Source organism: Cellulomonas sp. P5_E12 (genome assembly GCF_054049315.1).
Window position 1 is genome coordinate 236,277 of record NZ_JBFUMP010000001.1, and the last position, 16,005, is coordinate 252,281.

14 protein-coding genes are annotated in these 16,005 nt (G+C 72.3%); 4 read left to right on the top strand and 10 right to left on the bottom strand.

The window, feature by feature from the left end; genetic code table 11:
* Positions 1–32: 32 nt before the first annotated feature.
* A complete protein-coding gene (locus ACXJKA_RS01040; protein WP_456823299.1) occupies positions 33–725 on the top strand; it encodes a vitamin K epoxide reductase family protein in 693 nt (230 codons plus the stop codon).
* Positions 726–783: 58 nt separating this feature from the next.
* Here ACXJKA_RS01040 and ACXJKA_RS01045 read toward each other — a convergent pair whose 3' ends face one another.
* The 4 genes from ACXJKA_RS01045 to ACXJKA_RS01060 are packed head-to-tail and all read right to left on the bottom strand — an operon-like array spanning position 784 to position 4,940.
* Positions 784–2,505: a DUF885 domain-containing protein gene (locus tag ACXJKA_RS01045; RefSeq protein ID WP_456823300.1), complete on the bottom strand. Its 1,722-nt coding sequence runs from the start codon at positions 2,503–2,505 to the stop codon at positions 784–786.
* Between the two features lie 50 nt (positions 2,506–2,555).
* Positions 2,556–2,780: an acyl-CoA carboxylase subunit epsilon gene (locus ACXJKA_RS01050; protein ID WP_456823301.1), complete on the bottom strand. Its 225-nt coding sequence runs from the start codon at positions 2,778–2,780 to the stop codon at positions 2,556–2,558.
* Positions 2,773–3,342, bottom strand: coding sequence for a hypothetical protein (locus ACXJKA_RS01055; protein WP_456823302.1), 570 nt, complete (start codon positions 3,340–3,342; stop codon positions 2,773–2,775). The genes ACXJKA_RS01050 and ACXJKA_RS01055 overlap by 8 nt, the downstream gene beginning before the upstream one ends.
* Positions 3,339–4,940 (bottom strand): acyl-CoA carboxylase subunit beta, encoded by a 1,602-nt coding sequence (locus tag ACXJKA_RS01060; RefSeq protein WP_456823303.1) that lies wholly within the window; start codon positions 4,938–4,940, stop codon positions 3,339–3,341. The genes ACXJKA_RS01055 and ACXJKA_RS01060 overlap by 4 nt, the downstream gene beginning before the upstream one ends.
* A 113-nt stretch (positions 4,941–5,053) precedes the next feature.
* Between ACXJKA_RS01060 and ACXJKA_RS01065 the strand changes: the two genes are divergently transcribed.
* Both ACXJKA_RS01065 and ACXJKA_RS01070 read left to right on the top strand, forming a co-directional pair.
* A complete protein-coding gene (locus ACXJKA_RS01065) occupies positions 5,054–5,905 on the top strand; it encodes a biotin--[acetyl-CoA-carboxylase] ligase (RefSeq protein WP_456823375.1) in 852 nt (283 codons plus the stop codon).
* Between the two features lie 14 nt (positions 5,906–5,919).
* On the top strand, positions 5,920–6,996 hold the full coding sequence (locus ACXJKA_RS01070) for an adenylate cyclase regulatory domain-containing protein (RefSeq protein WP_456823304.1): 1,077 nt from the start codon (positions 5,920–5,922) through the stop codon (positions 6,994–6,996).
* Here the strand turns inward: ACXJKA_RS01070 and ACXJKA_RS01075 are convergent.
* A complete protein-coding gene (locus tag ACXJKA_RS01075) occupies positions 6,993–7,733 on the bottom strand; it encodes an SOS response-associated peptidase (protein ID WP_456823305.1) in 741 nt (246 codons plus the stop codon). The two genes, ACXJKA_RS01070 and ACXJKA_RS01075, sit on opposite strands and share 4 nt — an antisense overlap.
* A 71-nt stretch (positions 7,734–7,804) precedes the next feature.
* Here ACXJKA_RS01075 and ACXJKA_RS01080 point away from each other — a divergent pair, with 71 nt between their 5' ends.
* Entirely contained in the window at positions 7,805–9,106 is a 1,302-nt protein-coding gene (locus ACXJKA_RS01080; RefSeq protein WP_456823306.1) for a multidrug effflux MFS transporter, read from the top strand.
* 4 nt (positions 9,107–9,110) lie between these two features.
* Here ACXJKA_RS01080 and ACXJKA_RS01085 read toward each other — a convergent pair whose 3' ends face one another.
* From ACXJKA_RS01085 to ACXJKA_RS01105, 5 genes are all read right to left on the bottom strand, one after another.
* Positions 9,111–10,334, bottom strand: coding sequence for a pyridoxal phosphate-dependent aminotransferase (locus ACXJKA_RS01085; RefSeq protein WP_456823307.1), 1,224 nt, complete (start codon positions 10,332–10,334; stop codon positions 9,111–9,113).
* 66 nt (positions 10,335–10,400) lie between these two features.
* The gene (locus ACXJKA_RS01090; protein ID WP_175346467.1) at positions 10,401–10,529 is read right to left on the bottom strand and encodes a molybdopterin oxidoreductase; all 129 of its coding nucleotides are present in this window, start codon (positions 10,527–10,529) and stop codon (positions 10,401–10,403) included.
* 136 nt (positions 10,530–10,665) lie between these two features.
* Positions 10,666–11,169, bottom strand: a complete 504-nt coding sequence (locus tag ACXJKA_RS01095) for a hypothetical protein (RefSeq protein WP_456823308.1) — start codon at positions 11,167–11,169, stop codon at positions 10,666–10,668.
* A gap of 132 nt (positions 11,170–11,301) precedes the next feature.
* Positions 11,302–14,040 (bottom strand): bifunctional acetaldehyde-CoA/alcohol dehydrogenase, encoded by a 2,739-nt coding sequence (gene adhE / locus ACXJKA_RS01100; protein ID WP_456823309.1) that lies wholly within the window; start codon positions 14,038–14,040, stop codon positions 11,302–11,304.
* A 96-nt stretch (positions 14,041–14,136) separates the two neighbouring features.
* Positions 14,137–15,852 carry a Na+/H+ antiporter gene (locus ACXJKA_RS01105; RefSeq protein ID WP_456823310.1) on the bottom strand — a complete coding sequence of 572 codons (1,716 nt, stop codon included), beginning with the start codon at positions 15,850–15,852 and terminating at the stop codon, positions 14,137–14,139.
* Between the last annotated feature and the right edge of the window lie 153 nt (positions 15,853–16,005).

Below are 16,005 nucleotides of genomic sequence, written 5' to 3' on the forward strand. Positions count from 1 at the left end.
ACCGCCGGCCCGAGGTCACGAGGAGGCGCCCTGTGGGAGACGCGACGAGGTCGTTGCACGACGGCGACCCCGACGAGATCGACGAGCTCGACGAGCTCGTCGACCCGGACCCCGACCTGCTCGAGCCGCCCACGCAGGCATGGCGGACGCGGACCGCGATCGAGATGGTCATCTCCGGCGCGCTCGGCCTGCTGGCGTCGTTCGTGCTCTCGATCGACGCGGTGACGCTGGCGGCCAACCCGGACGCGAACCTCGGGTGCTCGCTCAACTCCGTCATCGACTGCAAGGCCGTGGCCCAGACGTGGCAGGCGCACATCCTGGGCGAGTTCTTCCCCAACGCGTTCCTCGGGATCGCCGCCGAGGCCGTCGTCATCACCGTGGCCGTGGCGATCCTCGGCGGGGTGCGGTTCCCGCGCTGGTTCATGCTCTCGGCGCAGGCGATCTACACCGTCGGCTTCCTGTTCGCGTGGTGGCTGTTCTTCGAGGCGTACTTCGTCATCAAGGCGCTGTGCCCGTGGTGCCTGCTCATCACGGTGACGACGACCCTGGTGTGGGCGGGCCTGACGCGCCTGAACGTGCGCGAGCACGCGATCAACTTCCCGGGGCGGTGGGGTCCGTCCGCCCGACGGTTCGTCGCGCACGGCAACGACTGGTTCGTCACCGTCGCGCTCATCGTGCTGCTGGCGGCCGCGATCGTCCTCAAGTACGGCTCGTCCTTCCTCTGACCTGGAGCGACGACGAGGGGCCGGTGGCGGTGCGCCACCGGCCCCTGGTCGTTCGTCGTCAGCTCGCGAAGGCCGCCTTCAGCACGTCCAGCGGGAGGGAGCCCATCGCCAGCGCGCGGGCGTGGAAGGCGCGGATGTCGAACTCCTGGCCGGCCGCGTCCGCCTTCGCCTTGGCGGCGTCACGGGTCTGCTCCCAGAGGCGCTGCCCGATCTTGTACGAGGGCGCCTGCCCCGGCCAGCCCAGGTAGCGGTTCCACTCGAAGCGGATGAACGCCTCGGGCATGTTGACGTTGGCCCGCAGGAACTCCCAGCCCTTGTCGGCGTCCCAGGTGCCGCCGCCCCACTCCTCGGGGGCCTCCAGGCCGAGGTGCACGCCGAGGTCGAAGACCACGCGGGCGGCGCGCATCCGCTGCCCGTCCAGCATGCCGAGCCGGTCGCCCGGGTCGTCCAGGAAGCCGAGGTCGGCCATGAGGCGCTCGGCGTACAGCGCCCAGCCCTCCCCGTGGCCCGACGTCCAGCACGCCAGCCGGCGCCAGGTGTTCAGCGTCGCGCGCTCGAAGACCGCCTGCCCGACCTGCAGGTGATGGCCCGGCACGCCCTCGTGGTAGACCGTCGTCTTCTCGCGCCACGTGTTGAAGGTGGTGACCTCCGGCGGCACGGACCACCACATGCGGCCCGGCCGGCTGAAGTCGTCGCTGGGCCCCGTGTAGTAGATGCCGCCGCTCTGCGTCGGGGCGATCTTGCACTCGAGCGTGAGGACGGGGACGGGGATGTCGAAGTGCACGCCGTTGAGCGCCTCGATCGCGGCGTCCGACGTCTCCTGCATCCACGCCTGGAGCGCGTCCGTGCCGTGCAGCGTGCGTGCGGGGTCCTGGTCGAGCACGGCGACGGCCTGCTCGACCGTGGCGCCCGGCCCGGCGATCTGGGCGGCGACGGCCTCCTGCTCGGCGACCACCCTCGCGAGCTCCTCGAGCCCCCACCGGTAGGTCTCCTCGAGGTCCACCGTGGCGCCCAGGAACGCCCGCGACCACAGTGCGTAGCGCTCGCGACCGGCGGCGTCCGCCTCGGGGGCCTGGGGCGCGAGCTCGTCGGACAGGAACGTCGCGAGCGTCGCGTACGCGCTCCGGGCCGCGGTCGCGCCGTGCTCGAGCTCGGCCCGCACCAGGGAGCAGGCAGCGGACTCGTCGAGCACGGAGTCCACGGCCTCGCCCGTGACGAACGTGGTGAAGAACGAGGACTCCGGGTCCGCCTGCTCGGCGGCCTGGCGGGCGCACTCCTCGACCTGGCGCTTCGCGGCGACGGCGCCGGTGCTCGCGGCGAGCCGCAGGGACTCGATGTACCCGTCGATCGCCGTCGGCAGGGCGTTGAGGCGGGCGGCGATGTTCGACCACGCCTCGACGCTGCCGGTCGGCATGATGTCGAAGATGTCGCGCAGGCCCTGCACGGGCGAGGCGATGTTGTTGAGGTCCCGCAGGAACTCGCCCGCGGCGTGCAGCTCGAGCTCGAGGCCCAGGCGCTCCTGCATGGCGGCCAGCGTGATCTGGTCGATGTCGTCGGTCGCCGCCACGCCGTCCAGCGCCTGCAGCGTGGTGCGGGCCAGCGCCGCCCGCGCGTCGAGGCCGGCGGGGGAGAGATCGGTCATCTCGTCGTCGTGGCCCGCGATGCCCATGGCGGTGGCGCCGAGGGGGTCGAGGATTGCGTACTGGGCGATGTAGGCCTCGGCGATCGCGTCGATCGGGGAGGCTTCGCGCACGTCGGGGGAGTTCGTCGTCGAAGTCACCCGCACGACCTTACTCGGCGGGCTACTGAGCAGTAGCGCGCATTCTCTGCTCAGCCGCGCAGGCTCCAGCGCCACGCGTCCGGGCCCGGGCGCAGGCCGACCCGCGTGCCGCGCATCGTGCGTCGGCGGTCCGCCCACGGCGCCGCGACGGCCCGGTCCGAGACCTCCGCGAGGCGGGCGCGCTCGGACGCCGCCGCCATCAGGCCCGCGACCAGGGCCGCGAGCTCCATGTCGTCGGGCGTCCCGCGGACGACCTGCACGTGAGCGTCAGTCATCACGGTCCTCGTCGTCCTCGTCGGTGTCGTCGTCCTCCTCGAACGCGACGGCGGCGCCGCGGGAGACGCCCCACTCGCCCACCTCGAACCCGGCGTCCACCAGGTGCTGCGCCAGCTCGGCGCCGCCCTGCTCGACCAGGTCCAGCACGGAGTCGAGGGACAGGTCCGACGTGCCGGGCGGGGGGCCGACGACGAAGCCGAGGTGGAACGTGTCGATCTCCGCGTCGCTGCGGGGTGCGTCGGCGTCGCCGTGCTCGTCGTCGCCCCACGACATGCCCGTGAGGTCGGCGTGGATGCCCAGGCGCTCGTGCAGCAGGTCGTACAGCTGCGCGTTCAGGCCGCCGATCTCCGACTCCAGCACCAGGATCCGCGGGTCCTCGTCCGCCTCCGTCGACCCGAACTCGGCGCGGACGCCGACCGCCGCGTCGACGTAGCCGTGCAGCGCTGCCGAGAGGGCGTCGACGGTGGCGTGCAGGGCGGTCGCGTCGACGCCGACCAGCGGCTCCGGGCCGTGCGCGGGGTCGTCGTGCCCGCCGTGCTCGTCGTGCTCGTGCTCGCTCACAGCGGGATGTTCCCGTGCTTCTTGGGGGGCAGGCTGGCGCGCTTGGTGCGCAGCAGCCGCAGGGCCTTGGTGATCTGCGTGCGCGTCTGCGCGGGCGCGATGACCGCGTCCACGTAGCCGCGGTCGGCGGCGTCCCAGGGGTTCACGATGGCCTCCTCGTACTCGGCCGTCAGGCGCCGGCGTTCGGCCTCGACGTCCCCGCCCGCGTCGGCGACGGACTTCAGTGCGCCGCGCTGCAGGATGTTCACCGCGCCCCCGGCGCCCATGACCGCGATCTGTGCGGTGGGCCAGGCCAGGTTCACGTCGGCGCCCAGCTGTTTGGAGCCCATGACGATGTACGCGCCACCGTACGCCTTGCGGGTGATGACGGTGACGAGCGGGACGGTGGCCTCGGCGTAGGCGTAGATGAGCTTGGCGCCGCGCCGGATGATGCCGTTCCACTCCTGGTCCGTGCCCGGCAGGAAGCCCGGGACGTCGACGAACGTGAGCACCGGGATGTTGAACGCGTCGCACGTGCGCACGAAGCGGGCGGCCTTCTCGGCGGCGTTGATGTCCAGCGTGCCGGCCATCGACATCGGCTGGTTGGCCACGACGCCGACCGGGTGGCCCTCGACGTGCCCGAACCCGATGAGCACGTTCTGGGCGTACAACGGCTGCACCTCGAGAAGTACGCCGTCGTCCAGGACGTGCTCGATCACCGTCCGCATGTCGTACGGCTGGCTGTCGGAGTCGGGCAGGAGCGTGTCCAGCTCCTCGTCCGTCTCGTTCACCGACAGGTCGGTCTCGTGGTCGAACGTCACCGGGTCGGTGAGGTTGTTCTGCGGCAGGTAGGTGAGCAGCGCGCGCACGTAGTCGAACGCGTCGTCCTCGTCGGCGGCCATGTAGTGCGCGACGCCTGAGCGGGTGTTGTGGGTGGTCGCGCCGCCCAGCTCCTCGAAGCCGACGTCCTCTCCGGTCACGGCGCGGATGACGTCGGGGCCTGTGATGAACATGTTCGACGTGCCGTCGGCCATGACGATGAAGTCGGTCAGCGCGGGGGAGTACACGGCGCCGCCGGCCGACGGACCGAGGATGAGGCTGATCTGCGGGATGACCCCGGAGGCCGCGACGTTGCGCCGGAAGATCTCCGCGAACTGCGTGAGGGCCGCGACGCCCTCCTGGATGCGCGCGCCGCCGCCGTCGCTGATGCCGATGAGCGGCACGCCGGTGCGCAGCGCGAGGTCCATGACCTTGGTGATCTTCTGGCCGTGCACCTCGCCCAGGCTGCCGCCGAACACCGTGAAGTCCTGGGAGTAGATGCAGACCGGGCGGCCGTCGACCGTCCCGTGCCCGACGACGACGCCGTCGCCCTCGACCCGCTTCTTGTCCAGGCCGAAGTTGGTGGAGCGGTGCCGCACGAACGCGTCGACCTCGGTGAACGAGCCCTCGTCGAGGAGCTGCTCGATGCGCTCGCGGGCGGACCGCTTGCCGCGCGCGTGCTGCTTGTCGACCGCGGCCTGCTCCGCCGCCTCGGCGGCGGCGTAGCGGTCGGCGAGGTCGGCCAGCTTGGCGGCCGTGGTGCGCGGGGCCGTGTCGACGGGCTGTTGGGTGTCTGTCACCCGACCGAGGCTAGTTGTCGATGCCCACCATGCACGTGCAGGCGGATCACGGTGTTGCCCGCGTCGGGGTGTCGGGTTCCCACAACGCAGGCCATCATGGCGCTGTGCCCCCGATGCCCGCGCTGCGTGTCGCCGAGCTCCGCGACCTCCTGCTCGCCCCCGCCGGTCCCCTGTCGAGGGTCGAGATCGTCGAGCGCACGGAGTCGACGAACACCGATCTGGCCGAGGACCTGCGCGCGGACCCGACCTCGTGGCCCGACGCGAGCGTGCTCGTGGCCGAGCACCAGGCGGGCGGGCGCGGGCGGGCCGGTCGGTCGTGGGAGACCCCGGCGGGGACCGCGCTGACCTGCAGCTTCGTGACCCACCCTCCGGTCCCGGCGGCGTCCTTCGGCTGGATCGCCCTGCTCGCGGGCCTCGGTGCCGTCAACGCCCTGCGGGCGACCGGCGGGGTCCCGGCGACGCTCAAGTGGCCCAACGACCTGCTCGTGCCGGCCGACACCGAGGTCGAGGGGTGGGGTGCCGCCCGCAAGATCGGCGGCATCCTCACCGAGGTCGTGGCGCTGCCCGCGGGGCAGTCGCCGGCGGTCGTCATCGGTATCGGGATCAACGTCAGCCAGACTGCCGACGAGCTTCCCGTGGCGAGCGCGACCTCGCTCGCGCTCGCGGGCGCGCAGCACGTGGACCGGGAGGGCATGCTCGTGGCGCTCGTCGACGCGCAGCTCGAGGTGGCCCAGCGGTGGCGGGACTCCGGGGGCGACGCCCGCGGGTCGGGCCTCGCCGACGAGGTCGCGGCCGTGTGCAGCACGCTCGGGACGGTGGTGCGGGTGGAGCTGCCCGGCGGTGCTTCCGTGAGCGGTCTGGCGGCGCGGCTCGACGACGACGGTGCCCTCGTGGTGGTCGACGACGCGGGCGCCGAGCACCGCGTGCTGGCGGGTGACGTACGTCACGTCCGCCCCGCCGGGTGAACTACCCTCGACCCGTGCCGGACGAGCGATCGCAGGACCTCGACTTCGTCGAGTCGACGGTGGGTGAGCTGGACGCCGAGCTGCTGGGCGGCACCCGTAGCCTCAGCGCCCGCGACCTCGCCGAGCGCGCCGGCATCGAGGTCGACGTCGTCCGCGGGTTCTGGACCACGATGGGCCTGCCGCACGCCGACCCGGACGACCCGATCTACACCGAGCGCGACGCCGAGGCCATCGACCGCGCCGCGGCACTCGTCCGCGAGCACGGCCTCGACCTGCGGACCGTCATGACCGTCACGCGCGCGCTGGGCCACACCTCCGACCGCCTCGCGCTGTGGCAGGTCGAGGCGCTGGTGGAGGACATGGCAGGGCGGTACGAGCTGGACGACACCTCCGCCCGGCTGCTCGTGCTCGACCGGCTCGCGTCGCTGGCGCCGGTGCTCGAGGCCCAGCTGGTGCACTCGTACCGCCGCCAGCTCGCGGCGATCGCCGGCCGCTACGCCGGCGAGTTCGGCCAGCTCCGTGCCCCCGGTCCCGAGAGCTCCGCCCTGCCGCTGGCCCGCGCCGTCGGGTTCGCGGACATGGTGTCCTTCACGCGCCGCACCGCCGGGCTCGGGTCGACGGACCTCTCGCAGTTCGTGCAGCGCTTCGAGGCGGCCGCGCGCGACGTGGTCTCCGCGGCCGGCGGGCGCGTGGTCAAGACCATCGGCGACGCCATCCTCTTCGTCGCCGACAGCCCCGGCACCGGTGCGGTCATCGCGCTCGGGCTGGCCGAGGCCCTGGGCAAGGAGCTCGACGTCGACCGGGAGACCACGACCGGCGGCCTGTTCGAGGGCGCCCGCGGCGTCACGCCCGTGCGCGTGGGGCTCGTCTGGGGTCGGGTGCTGTCGCGGTTCGGCGACGTGTTCGGGCCCGACGTGAACCTGGCCGCGCGCCTGACCGACATCGCCGAGCCCAGCACCGTGCTCGTCGACGCCGCGACCGCCGAGGTGCTGTCCGCCGACGCGCGTTTCGTGCTCGAGCCGCGCCCGGCGCGCAGGCTCGCGGGGATCGGGTCCGTGCACCCGGTGCGGCTGCGGGCTGCGGGCGCCTAGGCGCCGCTCGGGTCGGGTTCGACCTCGTCGACCAGCGACGGGCCGTTGTTGGCGACCGTGTTGACCGCGGTCGAGACCGGGGTGGCGACGATCTGTGGCGCGGGAGTATCGAGCAGCTCGCGGGCGCCGTCCGCGCCGACCGCCGGGTCCAGCCACGCCGACCACGCCTCGGTGCGGAGCATGAGCGGCTGGCGGTCGTGGATGTGGGCGAGCTCCTCGGAGGCCGGGCGCGTGATGACGGTCGCGCTGACCACCCAGCGGTCGGGGTCGTCGTCGGCCTTGGTCGGGTCCTTCCAGAACTCGTACAGGCCGGCCAGGGCGACGAGGTCGCCGTCGGCGGGGTGCAGGTAGAACGGCTGCTTGCGCTTGGTCGCGGCGCCGGGATCCGGCTTCTTCCACTCGTAGTACCCGTCGGCCGGCAGCAGGGCGCGGCGGACGGCGAAGGGGCGGGCGAACGCCGACTTCTCCTCGAGCGATTCGACGCGGGCGTTGATCATGCGGTTGCCGACCGACACGTCCTTGGCCCACGACGGCACGAGCCCCCAGCGCGCGACCCGGAGCTGCCGGGTGATCTCGCCGGTCTCCCGGTCCGCGCGCTCGACGACCATGCGGACGCCGTCGGTCGGGGCGACGTTCCAGCTCGGCGGCAGCAGCCGGACGTCGTCGGCGATGGTGGCGATGGCGAACTCGTCGGCCAGCGCCTGGTCCTCGCGGAAGGAGGCATAGCGACCACACATAGGTCCAGCGTGCCAGGCGTCACGCCCACTCGCATCGAATCGATTCGTTTCTTGTGGGAGGATGGGCTCCGATGACGTCACGCACCACCACTCCCGCACCGACCGGTCGAGCGCCGGCCGCTGGCGTCGTACCTCCGGGTGTGGTGGCGGCGACGGATGCCGCACCCGCTCCCCAGTTCCGGCCCAACGCCAAGTACGTGCTGATGCTGGGGCTGATGTGCGCCCTGCCGGCCATCTCCACCGACATGTACCTGCCATCCCTGCCCGACGTGGCGCGTGATCTGAACACGTCGGCCACCGCGGCGCAGCTGACCATGACGGCGATGCTCATCGGCGGCGCGGTCGGTCAGCTGGTGATCGGGCCGCTCTCGGACCGGTTCGGGCGACGCAAGCCCGTGCTGATCGGCGTCGTGCTCCACGTCGTCACGTCGCTGCTGTGCGCGATCGCACCAGCCATCGTGCCGCTCATCGCGCTGCGCAGCGTGCAGGGCTTCTTCAACGCGTCGGCCACGGTCGTGGCCATGGCGATCATCCGCGACCGGTTCGTCGGTGCTGACGCCTCGCGGCTGATGTCTCGCCTCATGCTCGTGATCGGCGTCGCGCCGCTGTTCGCCCCGTCGCTCGGTGGGCTCATCGCCGGGCAGTGGGGATGGCGGTCGGTGTTCTTCGCGCTCGCCGTGTTCGGGGTCGTGCTGTGGGTCGTCGTCTGGCGTCGGCTCCCCGAGACGTTGCCGCCCGACCGGCGCCGTCAGGGTGGTCTGCGCACCGCCGTCTCCGGCTACCGCTCGCTGCTCAGGGACCGCCACTTCGTCGCGCTGGCCGTCCTGCCGGGCCTCGGCATGGCGGTGCTGATGAGCTACGTCGTCGCGTCGCCGTTCGTGCTCCGCGAGGGCTACGGGCTGTCGTCGGGAGCGTTCTCGCTGCTCTTCGCCGTCAACGGCCTCGGGCTGGTGCTCGGTGCGCAGATCAATGCGTCCCTCGTCCGTCGGGTTGCCCCGATCCGGATCGTGCGCGTGGTCCTCCCCATCTCGCTCGGGCTCACCGGCGTCCTGCTCGCGCTGGCCCTCACCGGCTGGGGCGGCCTCATCGCGCTGCTCGTGGTGCTGTGGCTGATCCTCGCGCTGGTGAACTTCATCCCGCCGAACGCCTCGGCGCTGGCACTCACCCGGCACGGGGAGATCGCGGGGACGGCCGCCGCGGTGATCGGGTCGATGCAGGCGGGCGTCGCGGGACTCGTGAGCCCGCTGTCGGGCCTGCTCGGCGGCGATGCCGTCGCGATGGCGGCCGTGATGGTCGGCGCGTCCATGGCGGCCCTGCTGGTGCTCAGCCTGGCCACCCCCGCGTACCACCGCGACGGGGCCTGGGCGGTCTGACCGGTCAGCCCCGGTGCAACCGGTGCAGGCCGGCGACGGCCTGTGTCAGCACCTCGTCGCGCTTCACGAACGTGAACCGCACCCACGAGCGCAGCGCGGTGTCGACGTCCGAGCCGGCGTGCGTGAACGCGGTGACGGGCACGCCGACGACGCCGGCCAGCCCGGGCAGGTCGCGGCACAGCGCGGCGCCGTCGTCGTAGCCGAGCGGTGTGGCGTCGGCGAGCACGAAGTAGGTGCCCTGCGGCCGGACGACCCGGAACCCGGCGTCCTCGAGGCCGCCGCACAGCAGGTCGCGCCGCCGGGACAGCGACGCGGCGAGGTCGACCACCCAGGCGGCGACGTCGGGGTCGCGCAACGCGAACGCGACCGCCGGCTGGAAGGGCGCGCCGTTCACGTAGGTGAGGAACTGCTTGACGGTGCGCACCGCGGTGACCAGCGGTTCCGGCCCGGTGACCCAGCCGATCTTCCAGCCGGTGAACGAGAACGTCTTGCCGGCCGACGAGATCGTGAGCGTCCGCTCGGCCATCCCGGGCAGGGTCGCGATGGGCACGTGCACGGCATCGGACCCGTCGAGCACCAGGTGCTCGTACACCTCGTCGGTGACCACCAGGGCGTCGTGCCGGACCGCGAGCCGGGCGATCGCCGCGAGCTCGTCGCGCGTCAGCACCGTGCCCGTGGGGTTGTGCGGGGTATTGACCAGCACCAGCCGCGTCCGCGGCGTGAACGCCGACGCCAGCGCGTCGAGGTCCAGGCGGAACCCGTCGGGCGTCGCGCGCAGGGGCGCGGTGGTGTGGGTGGCGCCGGCCATCGCGATGACCGCCGCGTACGAGTCGTAGAACGGCTCGAGCGTGAGCACCTCGTCCCCGGGACCGGCGAGCGCCAGCACGGTCGCCGCGATCGCCTCGGTCGCGCCGGCGGTGACCAGCACCTGGCTGTCCGGGTCCCAGTGCAGGCCGTACCGCGTCGCCTGGTGCTCCGCGATCGCCTCGCGCAGCGCGGGGATGCCCGGTCCGGGCGGGTACTGGTTGGCACCGGCCGCGATCGCGTCGGCCGCCGCCTGTGCCACGGAGGCCGGGCCGTCGACGTCGGGGAAGCCCTGCCCGAGGTTCACCGCGCCCGTGCGGGCGGCGAGTGCCGACATCTCGGCGAACACGGTGGCCCGGGGGACGCCGTCGTCGCCCATCAGCCCGGTCGCGCGGGCGACGTCCTGCCAGCGGGGTGCGGTCATGGGGTGAAGGCTAAGCGGTGGGTCGAGGTGGACCCGTCGGTGCGACGGGTCCGGGAGCGTCTCCGCTCAGCTCACCAGTCCGGTCGCGGCGGTGAGGCCCGCGACCACGACGAGCGCAAGTGACGCCCAGGCCGCGACGATCCACCACTCCACGTGGTGTCGCCGCAGAACCCGCTGCGCCTGACGTTCGGCCATGTCTAGAAGATCGGCACGGACCGCGCCAGGTACAACATCCCGCGCCGATGAGCGGGGAATTCACCCTGTTGACACGCAACGGATCGCTGTCCGGGGACACTCGGGCGTCGGTCGGCGCCGCGAGCCGCGCAGGAGGTCAGCCGCGGGCGGCGTCCAGCTTGTCGCTGAGCGTGGCGAGCTGCTGCGAGATCTCGTCGAGGCTGTCGGCAGCGGCGCCCGTGGCGTTCGCCTTGGCCGCGTCGAGCTCGTCCTGGGCGTCGGCCACCTGGGCCTTGGCGTCGTCGACCGCCTGCTGCGACGCGGCCGAGCCATCGGTCTTGGCCTTCTCGAGGGCCGCCTGGGCGTCGGCCACGGCGGCCTGCGCGTCGGTGACGGCCTTGTCGCCCTTCTCGTCGAGGTCGCCCAGCTTCTCCTTGAGGTCGTTGATCTTCTGCGCGGCGGCGTCCGCCTGGGCCTTGGCGTCGTCGACCTGCGCCCTGAGGTCGTCGACCGCGCTCTGGGCCTGGCTGGCGGCGTCCTTGGCCTTCTGCGCGGCGTCGTCGATGTCGGCGTCCGAGCACGCCGCGAGCCCGAGGGCGAGGACGGCGGCGACGAGGGGAGCCCCGACGCGGGCGAGTCGAGGGCGGATCGGGCTGGGCATGCGGTCCTCCGGTGCTCGGGCTGATGGCAGGGTCCGGGTCCCACAGTCTGCCCGTCGGCACGGCGACACGCCCACCGAGAAAAGGCCGACGCCCCGCCCACGCGTGCGCGGGCGGGGCGTCGGGGCGAGCGGCTACGACGCGGGGGAGGKGACCCTGTCGGTCGCGGCCTGCTCGCTGCGGCGGGCGCGGACGTCACCCAGGGACGTGCCGTAGTACGCCGCAGTCATGAGGTCCTTCATGTCGTCGATCATCGGCATCCGCGGGTTCGCGGGTGCGCACTGGTCCTCGTAGGCGCCCATCGCGACCTCGTCGAGCCGCGCGATGAACTCCTGCTCGTCGACACCCTGGGCCTGGAACGAGGACGGGATGCCCACCCGGGCCCGCAGCGACTCCACGGCCAGCGCGTACGACTCGACGCCCTCGGCGGGGGTCGACGCCGGCAGGCCGAGCGCCGCGGCGAGCTGCTGGAACCGCTCGGGGGCGACGTAGTGCTCGTACTTGGGCCAGCTGGTCAGCTTCGTCGGCACCGTGCCGTTGTAGCGGATCACGTGGGGGAGCAGCGTCGCGTTGGTCCGGCCGTGCACCAGGTGGTACGTGGAGCCGACGACGTGCGCCATCGCGTGCACGATGCCGAGGAACGAGTTGCCGAAGGCCATGCCGGCGATCGTCCCGGCGTTGTGCATGGTCGCCCGCGCGTCCTGCGTGGCAGGGTCGTTCGGGTCGCCGTTCACCGACGTCGCGAGGTTGTCGAAGATGAGCCGCACCGCGTGCAGGGCCATGCCGTCGGTGAAGTCGTTCGCGTAGACGCTGACGTACGCCTCGGTGGCGTGCGTGAGGGCGTCGAAGCCCGAGTCCGCCGCCAGCGAGGCCGGCATCTTGGACGTGAGGACCGGGTCGATGATCGCGACCGACGGGGTCAGCGCGTAGTCGGCCAGCGGGTACTTCTTGCCGGCCTCCGGGTCGCTGATCACCGCGAACGGCGTCACCTCGGCGCCGGTGCCCGAGGTGGTCGGGATGCACACCAGCTGCGCGAGCTCGCCCAGCACGGGGAACTTGAAGGCGCGCTTGCGGACGTCGAAGAACTTCTGCTTGAGGTCGGAGAAGTTGATCTCCGGGTGCTCGTACAGCAGCCACATGACCTTGGCGGCGTCCATGGGCGAGCCGCCACCCAGCGCGATGATCGTGTCGGGGCGGAAGTGGCGCATCTGCGCGGCCCCGGCCTGCACCGTCTTGACGGACGGCTCGGGCTCGACCTGGTCGATGATCTGGAGCGCGACCTTGGAGGACCGGCGGTTGAGCACGTCGATGATCTTGTCGACGAAGCCGAGCGTGGTCATGGTCGCGTCGGTGACGATGGTGACGCGCTCGACGTCGGGCATGTCCGCGAGGTAGCGGATCGCGTTCGGCTCGAAGTACGTCTTGGCCGGCACCTTGAACCACTGCAGGTTGTTGTTGCGTCGGCCGATCCGCTTGACGTTCACCAGGTTCACCGCCGAGACGTTGTTAGACACCGAGTTGTGGCCGTACGAGCCGCAGCCGAGCGTCAGAGACGGGATGAACGCGTTGTAGATGTCGCCGATGCCGCCCAGCGACGACGGCGCGTTGGCGATGATGCGGACGGCCTTGACCCGGCTGCCGTACTCGTCGGTCAGGGCGTCGTCCTGGGTGTGGATGGCGGCGGAGTGACCCAGGCCGTCGAACTCGACCATCTGCTCGGCCAGGCGGATGCCGTGCTCCGTCGAGTCCGCGCGCAGCACCGCGAGAACCGGCGCGAGCTTCTCGCGCGTCAGCGGCTCCTGGGGGCCGACGCCGCTGACCTCGACCAGGATGATCGACGTGTCGTCGGGGACCGTGAAGCCCGCCTGCGCGGCGATCCACTGCGGGCTCTGCCCGACGACGGACGCGTTCAGCTTCGCGGACGCGCAGTTCGAGCCCTCGGCGTCCACGCCGAAGATGAAGCTCTCCAGCAGCGCCTTCTCGCGGGCGTTCGCGCGGTACGCGTGCAGCACGGCGAACTCGGCCAGCGCGGCGTCGTAGATCGCGTCGTCGAGGATCACGGCCTGCTCGGACGCGCAGACCATGCCGTTGTCGAACGCCTTGGACAGCACCACGTCGTTGACCGCGCGCTGCAGCTTGGCGGACTTCTCGATGTAGGCGGGCACGTTGCCCGCACCCACTCCGAGCGCCGGCTTCCCGCACGAGTACGCGGCCCGGACCATGGCGTTGCCGCCCGTGGCCAGGATGAGCGCGATGCCGGGGTGGTTCATCAGCGCCGTGGTCGCGGCGATCGACGGCTGCTCCACCCACTGGATGCAGTGCTCGGGGGCGCCCGCGGCGACCGCGGCGTCGCGCACCACGCGCGCAGCGGCGACGGACGACGCCTGCGCGCTGGGGTGGAACGCGAACACGATCGGGTTGCGGGTCTTGAGCGCGATGAGCGACTTGAAGATCGTCGTGGACGTCGGGTTGGTCACCGGGGTGACGCCGCAGATGACGCCGACGGGCTCCGCGATCTCGGTGATGCCGGTGAGCTCGTCGCGGGAGATCACCCCGACGCTCTTGAGGTTCGCCATCGAGTTCGTGACGTGCTCGCACGCGAAGATGTTCTTCACGGCCTTGTCCTCGAAGACGCCTCGACCGGTCTCGTTGACCGCGAGGAGCGCGAGCTCTCCGTGCTTGTCCAGGGCGGCGACGGACGCCTTCTTCACCAGGTGGTCGACGTCCTCCTGCGTGAAGCGCGCGTACTCGGCCAGGGCCTTGGCGCCTTGCGCCACCAGCTGGTCGATCGCGGGGGCCGGGTCGGTCTCCTGGGGGGCGGGGGTGGTGCTCTTCTTGGTGCTGCGGGACGTGGCGTGATCCGTGACGGTCACCGTTCTTCTCCCTGTCGAATGGTGTCGAGACCCTCCGGTGTCGACGTTCTCGACGTTACGCAGCCGGGAGCGTCCGTTGGTGGGCCGAACGTCCTCTCATGACCGGCGCACGCGCTCGATCCACGACGACGACAGGCTCTCGTCCTCCAGGTCGAGCTCGCGCATCATCCGGCGCATGACCGTCTCGTCGAGCTCGCCCGCGTCCCGTCGCTCCATGAGCACCTCGCGCTGCGCGGCGACTATCTCGCGCCGGAGCCGCTGGGTGCGCAGGCCCTCCTCCGACGTCGGCACCCGCGCCGGGCTGACCTCGCGGATCGCGCCCGAGACKCCGGTCAGCTCGGGTGCGGGCTCGCCGTCGGGCACCAGCTCGTCGGCGGAGGAGGGGTCGAGCATCACCGCCGCCGCGGTCGCCCGGGCTCGCCACACGCCGGAGAGCCGGTCGATGAGCTCGCCCGCGCGCTCCGGGCCGAGGTTCCTGCTCCAGTCCTCGCGCTGCCTTTCGAGCACGTCGTGCACGGCGTCGGCGGTGGCCACCCGGACGGCGGCCTCCTGGGCGGCGTCGTGCGCGGTCTCGTCGGCGGACCCGACCCCGAGCCTCGTGATGACCCACGGCAGCGAGAGGCCCTGGACGAGCAGCGTCCCGATGGCCACGGTGTAGGCCGCGAGCTGGATGGTCGCCCGCTCGGGGAACGGCGCGCCGTTGCTGGTGATCGGGATCGCCGCGGCCGCGGCAAGCGTGACCACCCCGCGCATGCCGGCCCACGACACGACGGCCGACTCGCGGGCGGACAGCGAGTCCTTGGCCGGTCGATGGCTGCCGCGCAGGCGCACGTGGTCGAACCTTGCGGTGAGGAAGATGTAGACCGGCCGGATCAGGATGGCGACCAGCAGGATCGCCAGCGACACCGCGATGCCGTGCCGAAGGCCCTGGTCGGACGCGATCACGTCGCGCACCACCCACGGCAGCTGCATGCCGATGAGCGCGAACGTGAACGACTCCAGCACGAGGTCGACGGTGGACCAGATCGGCTCCTCGTAGAGCCGGGTCGCGTAGCCCGCTCGCGGGGACGTGTGGCCCAGGTAGAGCCCGGCGGCGACCACGGCGAGCACCCCGGAGCCGCGCAGCTCCTCCGCCAGCCAGTACGCCGCGAACGGGGTCAGCAGCCCGATCGCGGAGGCGACGACCGGGTCGTCGAGGCGGAGCCGCGCCATGTGCACCGCCCAGGCGATGACCAGGCCGACCGCCACCCCGGCGCCGACGGCGAGCGCGAAGATCCCCAGCCCGTCGGCGAAGGCCAGCGCGCCCGTGGCCACGCCCGCGAGCGCCACCTTGTAGAGCGTGAGCGACGTCGCGTCGTTGATCAGGCTCTCGCCGGACAGCAGCGTCATCACGCGGCGCGGTAGGCCCAGGCGCTTGCCGACGGCGGCGGCGGCCACCGCGTCGGGCGGCGCGACCACCGCGCCGAGCACGAGCGCCGCGGTCAGCGGGACAGGCGGCTCGAACCACCAGAACGCGAGCGCGACGGCGAAGGCGCTGACCAGCACGAGGCCGACGCCGAGGCGCGTGATCGAGTTCAGCGACGACCGGAAGTCGCGGTACGAGCTGGACAGCGCCGCCGAGTACAGGAGCGGCGGGAGGACGAACTGGAGCAGGATCTCCGGCTCGATCTCGTACCGCGGCACCCCGGGGACGAACGACACGACGATCGCCACCGCGACCAGGACGAGGGGAGCGGGCCACCCGCGTCGGCGGCACAGGGCGGTGACCGCGACGGCGCCCGTGACCAGGACGAAGAGCTCGACGTCGTGCACGGAGCCCTCCTCGTCGCGACGGCTGCGGTCGTAGCGACCTTAGGGCTGGTCGACCGGGACGGCACGCGCCCGATCGGTCCGGATCGTGAGCAGTCCCGGGCAACCATTGACGCTGGTCCGAGCACTTCCTACCTTCCGCGTCACCACCCGAGC

What these genes read in the sequence shown, in the direction of transcription:
- ACXJKA_RS01095 (WP_456823308.1), bottom strand. Translation starts at nt 11,169, where the DNA reads ATGCCCAGCCCGATCCGCCCTCGACTCGCCCGCGTCGGGGCTCCCCTC.
- ACXJKA_RS01075 (WP_456823305.1), bottom strand. Translation starts at nt 7,733, where the DNA reads ATGTGTGGTCGCTATGCCTCCTTCCGCGAGGACCAGGCGCTGGCCGAC.
- ACXJKA_RS01050 (WP_456823301.1), bottom strand. Translation starts at nt 2,780, where the DNA reads ATGACTGACGCTCACGTGCAGGTCGTCCGCGGGACGCCCGACGACATG.
- ACXJKA_RS01090 (WP_175346467.1), bottom strand. Translation starts at nt 10,529, where the DNA reads ATGGCCGAACGTCAGGCGCAGCGGGTTCTGCGGCGACACCACGTGGAG.
- ACXJKA_RS01080 (WP_456823306.1), top strand. Translation starts at nt 7,805, where the DNA reads ATGACGTCACGCACCACCACTCCCGCACCGACCGGTCGAGCGCCGGCC.
- ACXJKA_RS01065 (WP_456823375.1), top strand. Translation starts at nt 5,054, where the DNA reads ATGCCCGCGCTGCGTGTCGCCGAGCTCCGCGACCTCCTGCTCGCCCCC.
- ACXJKA_RS01085 (WP_456823307.1), bottom strand. Translation starts at nt 10,334, where the DNA reads ATGACCGCACCCCGCTGGCAGGACGTCGCCCGCGCGACCGGGCTGATG.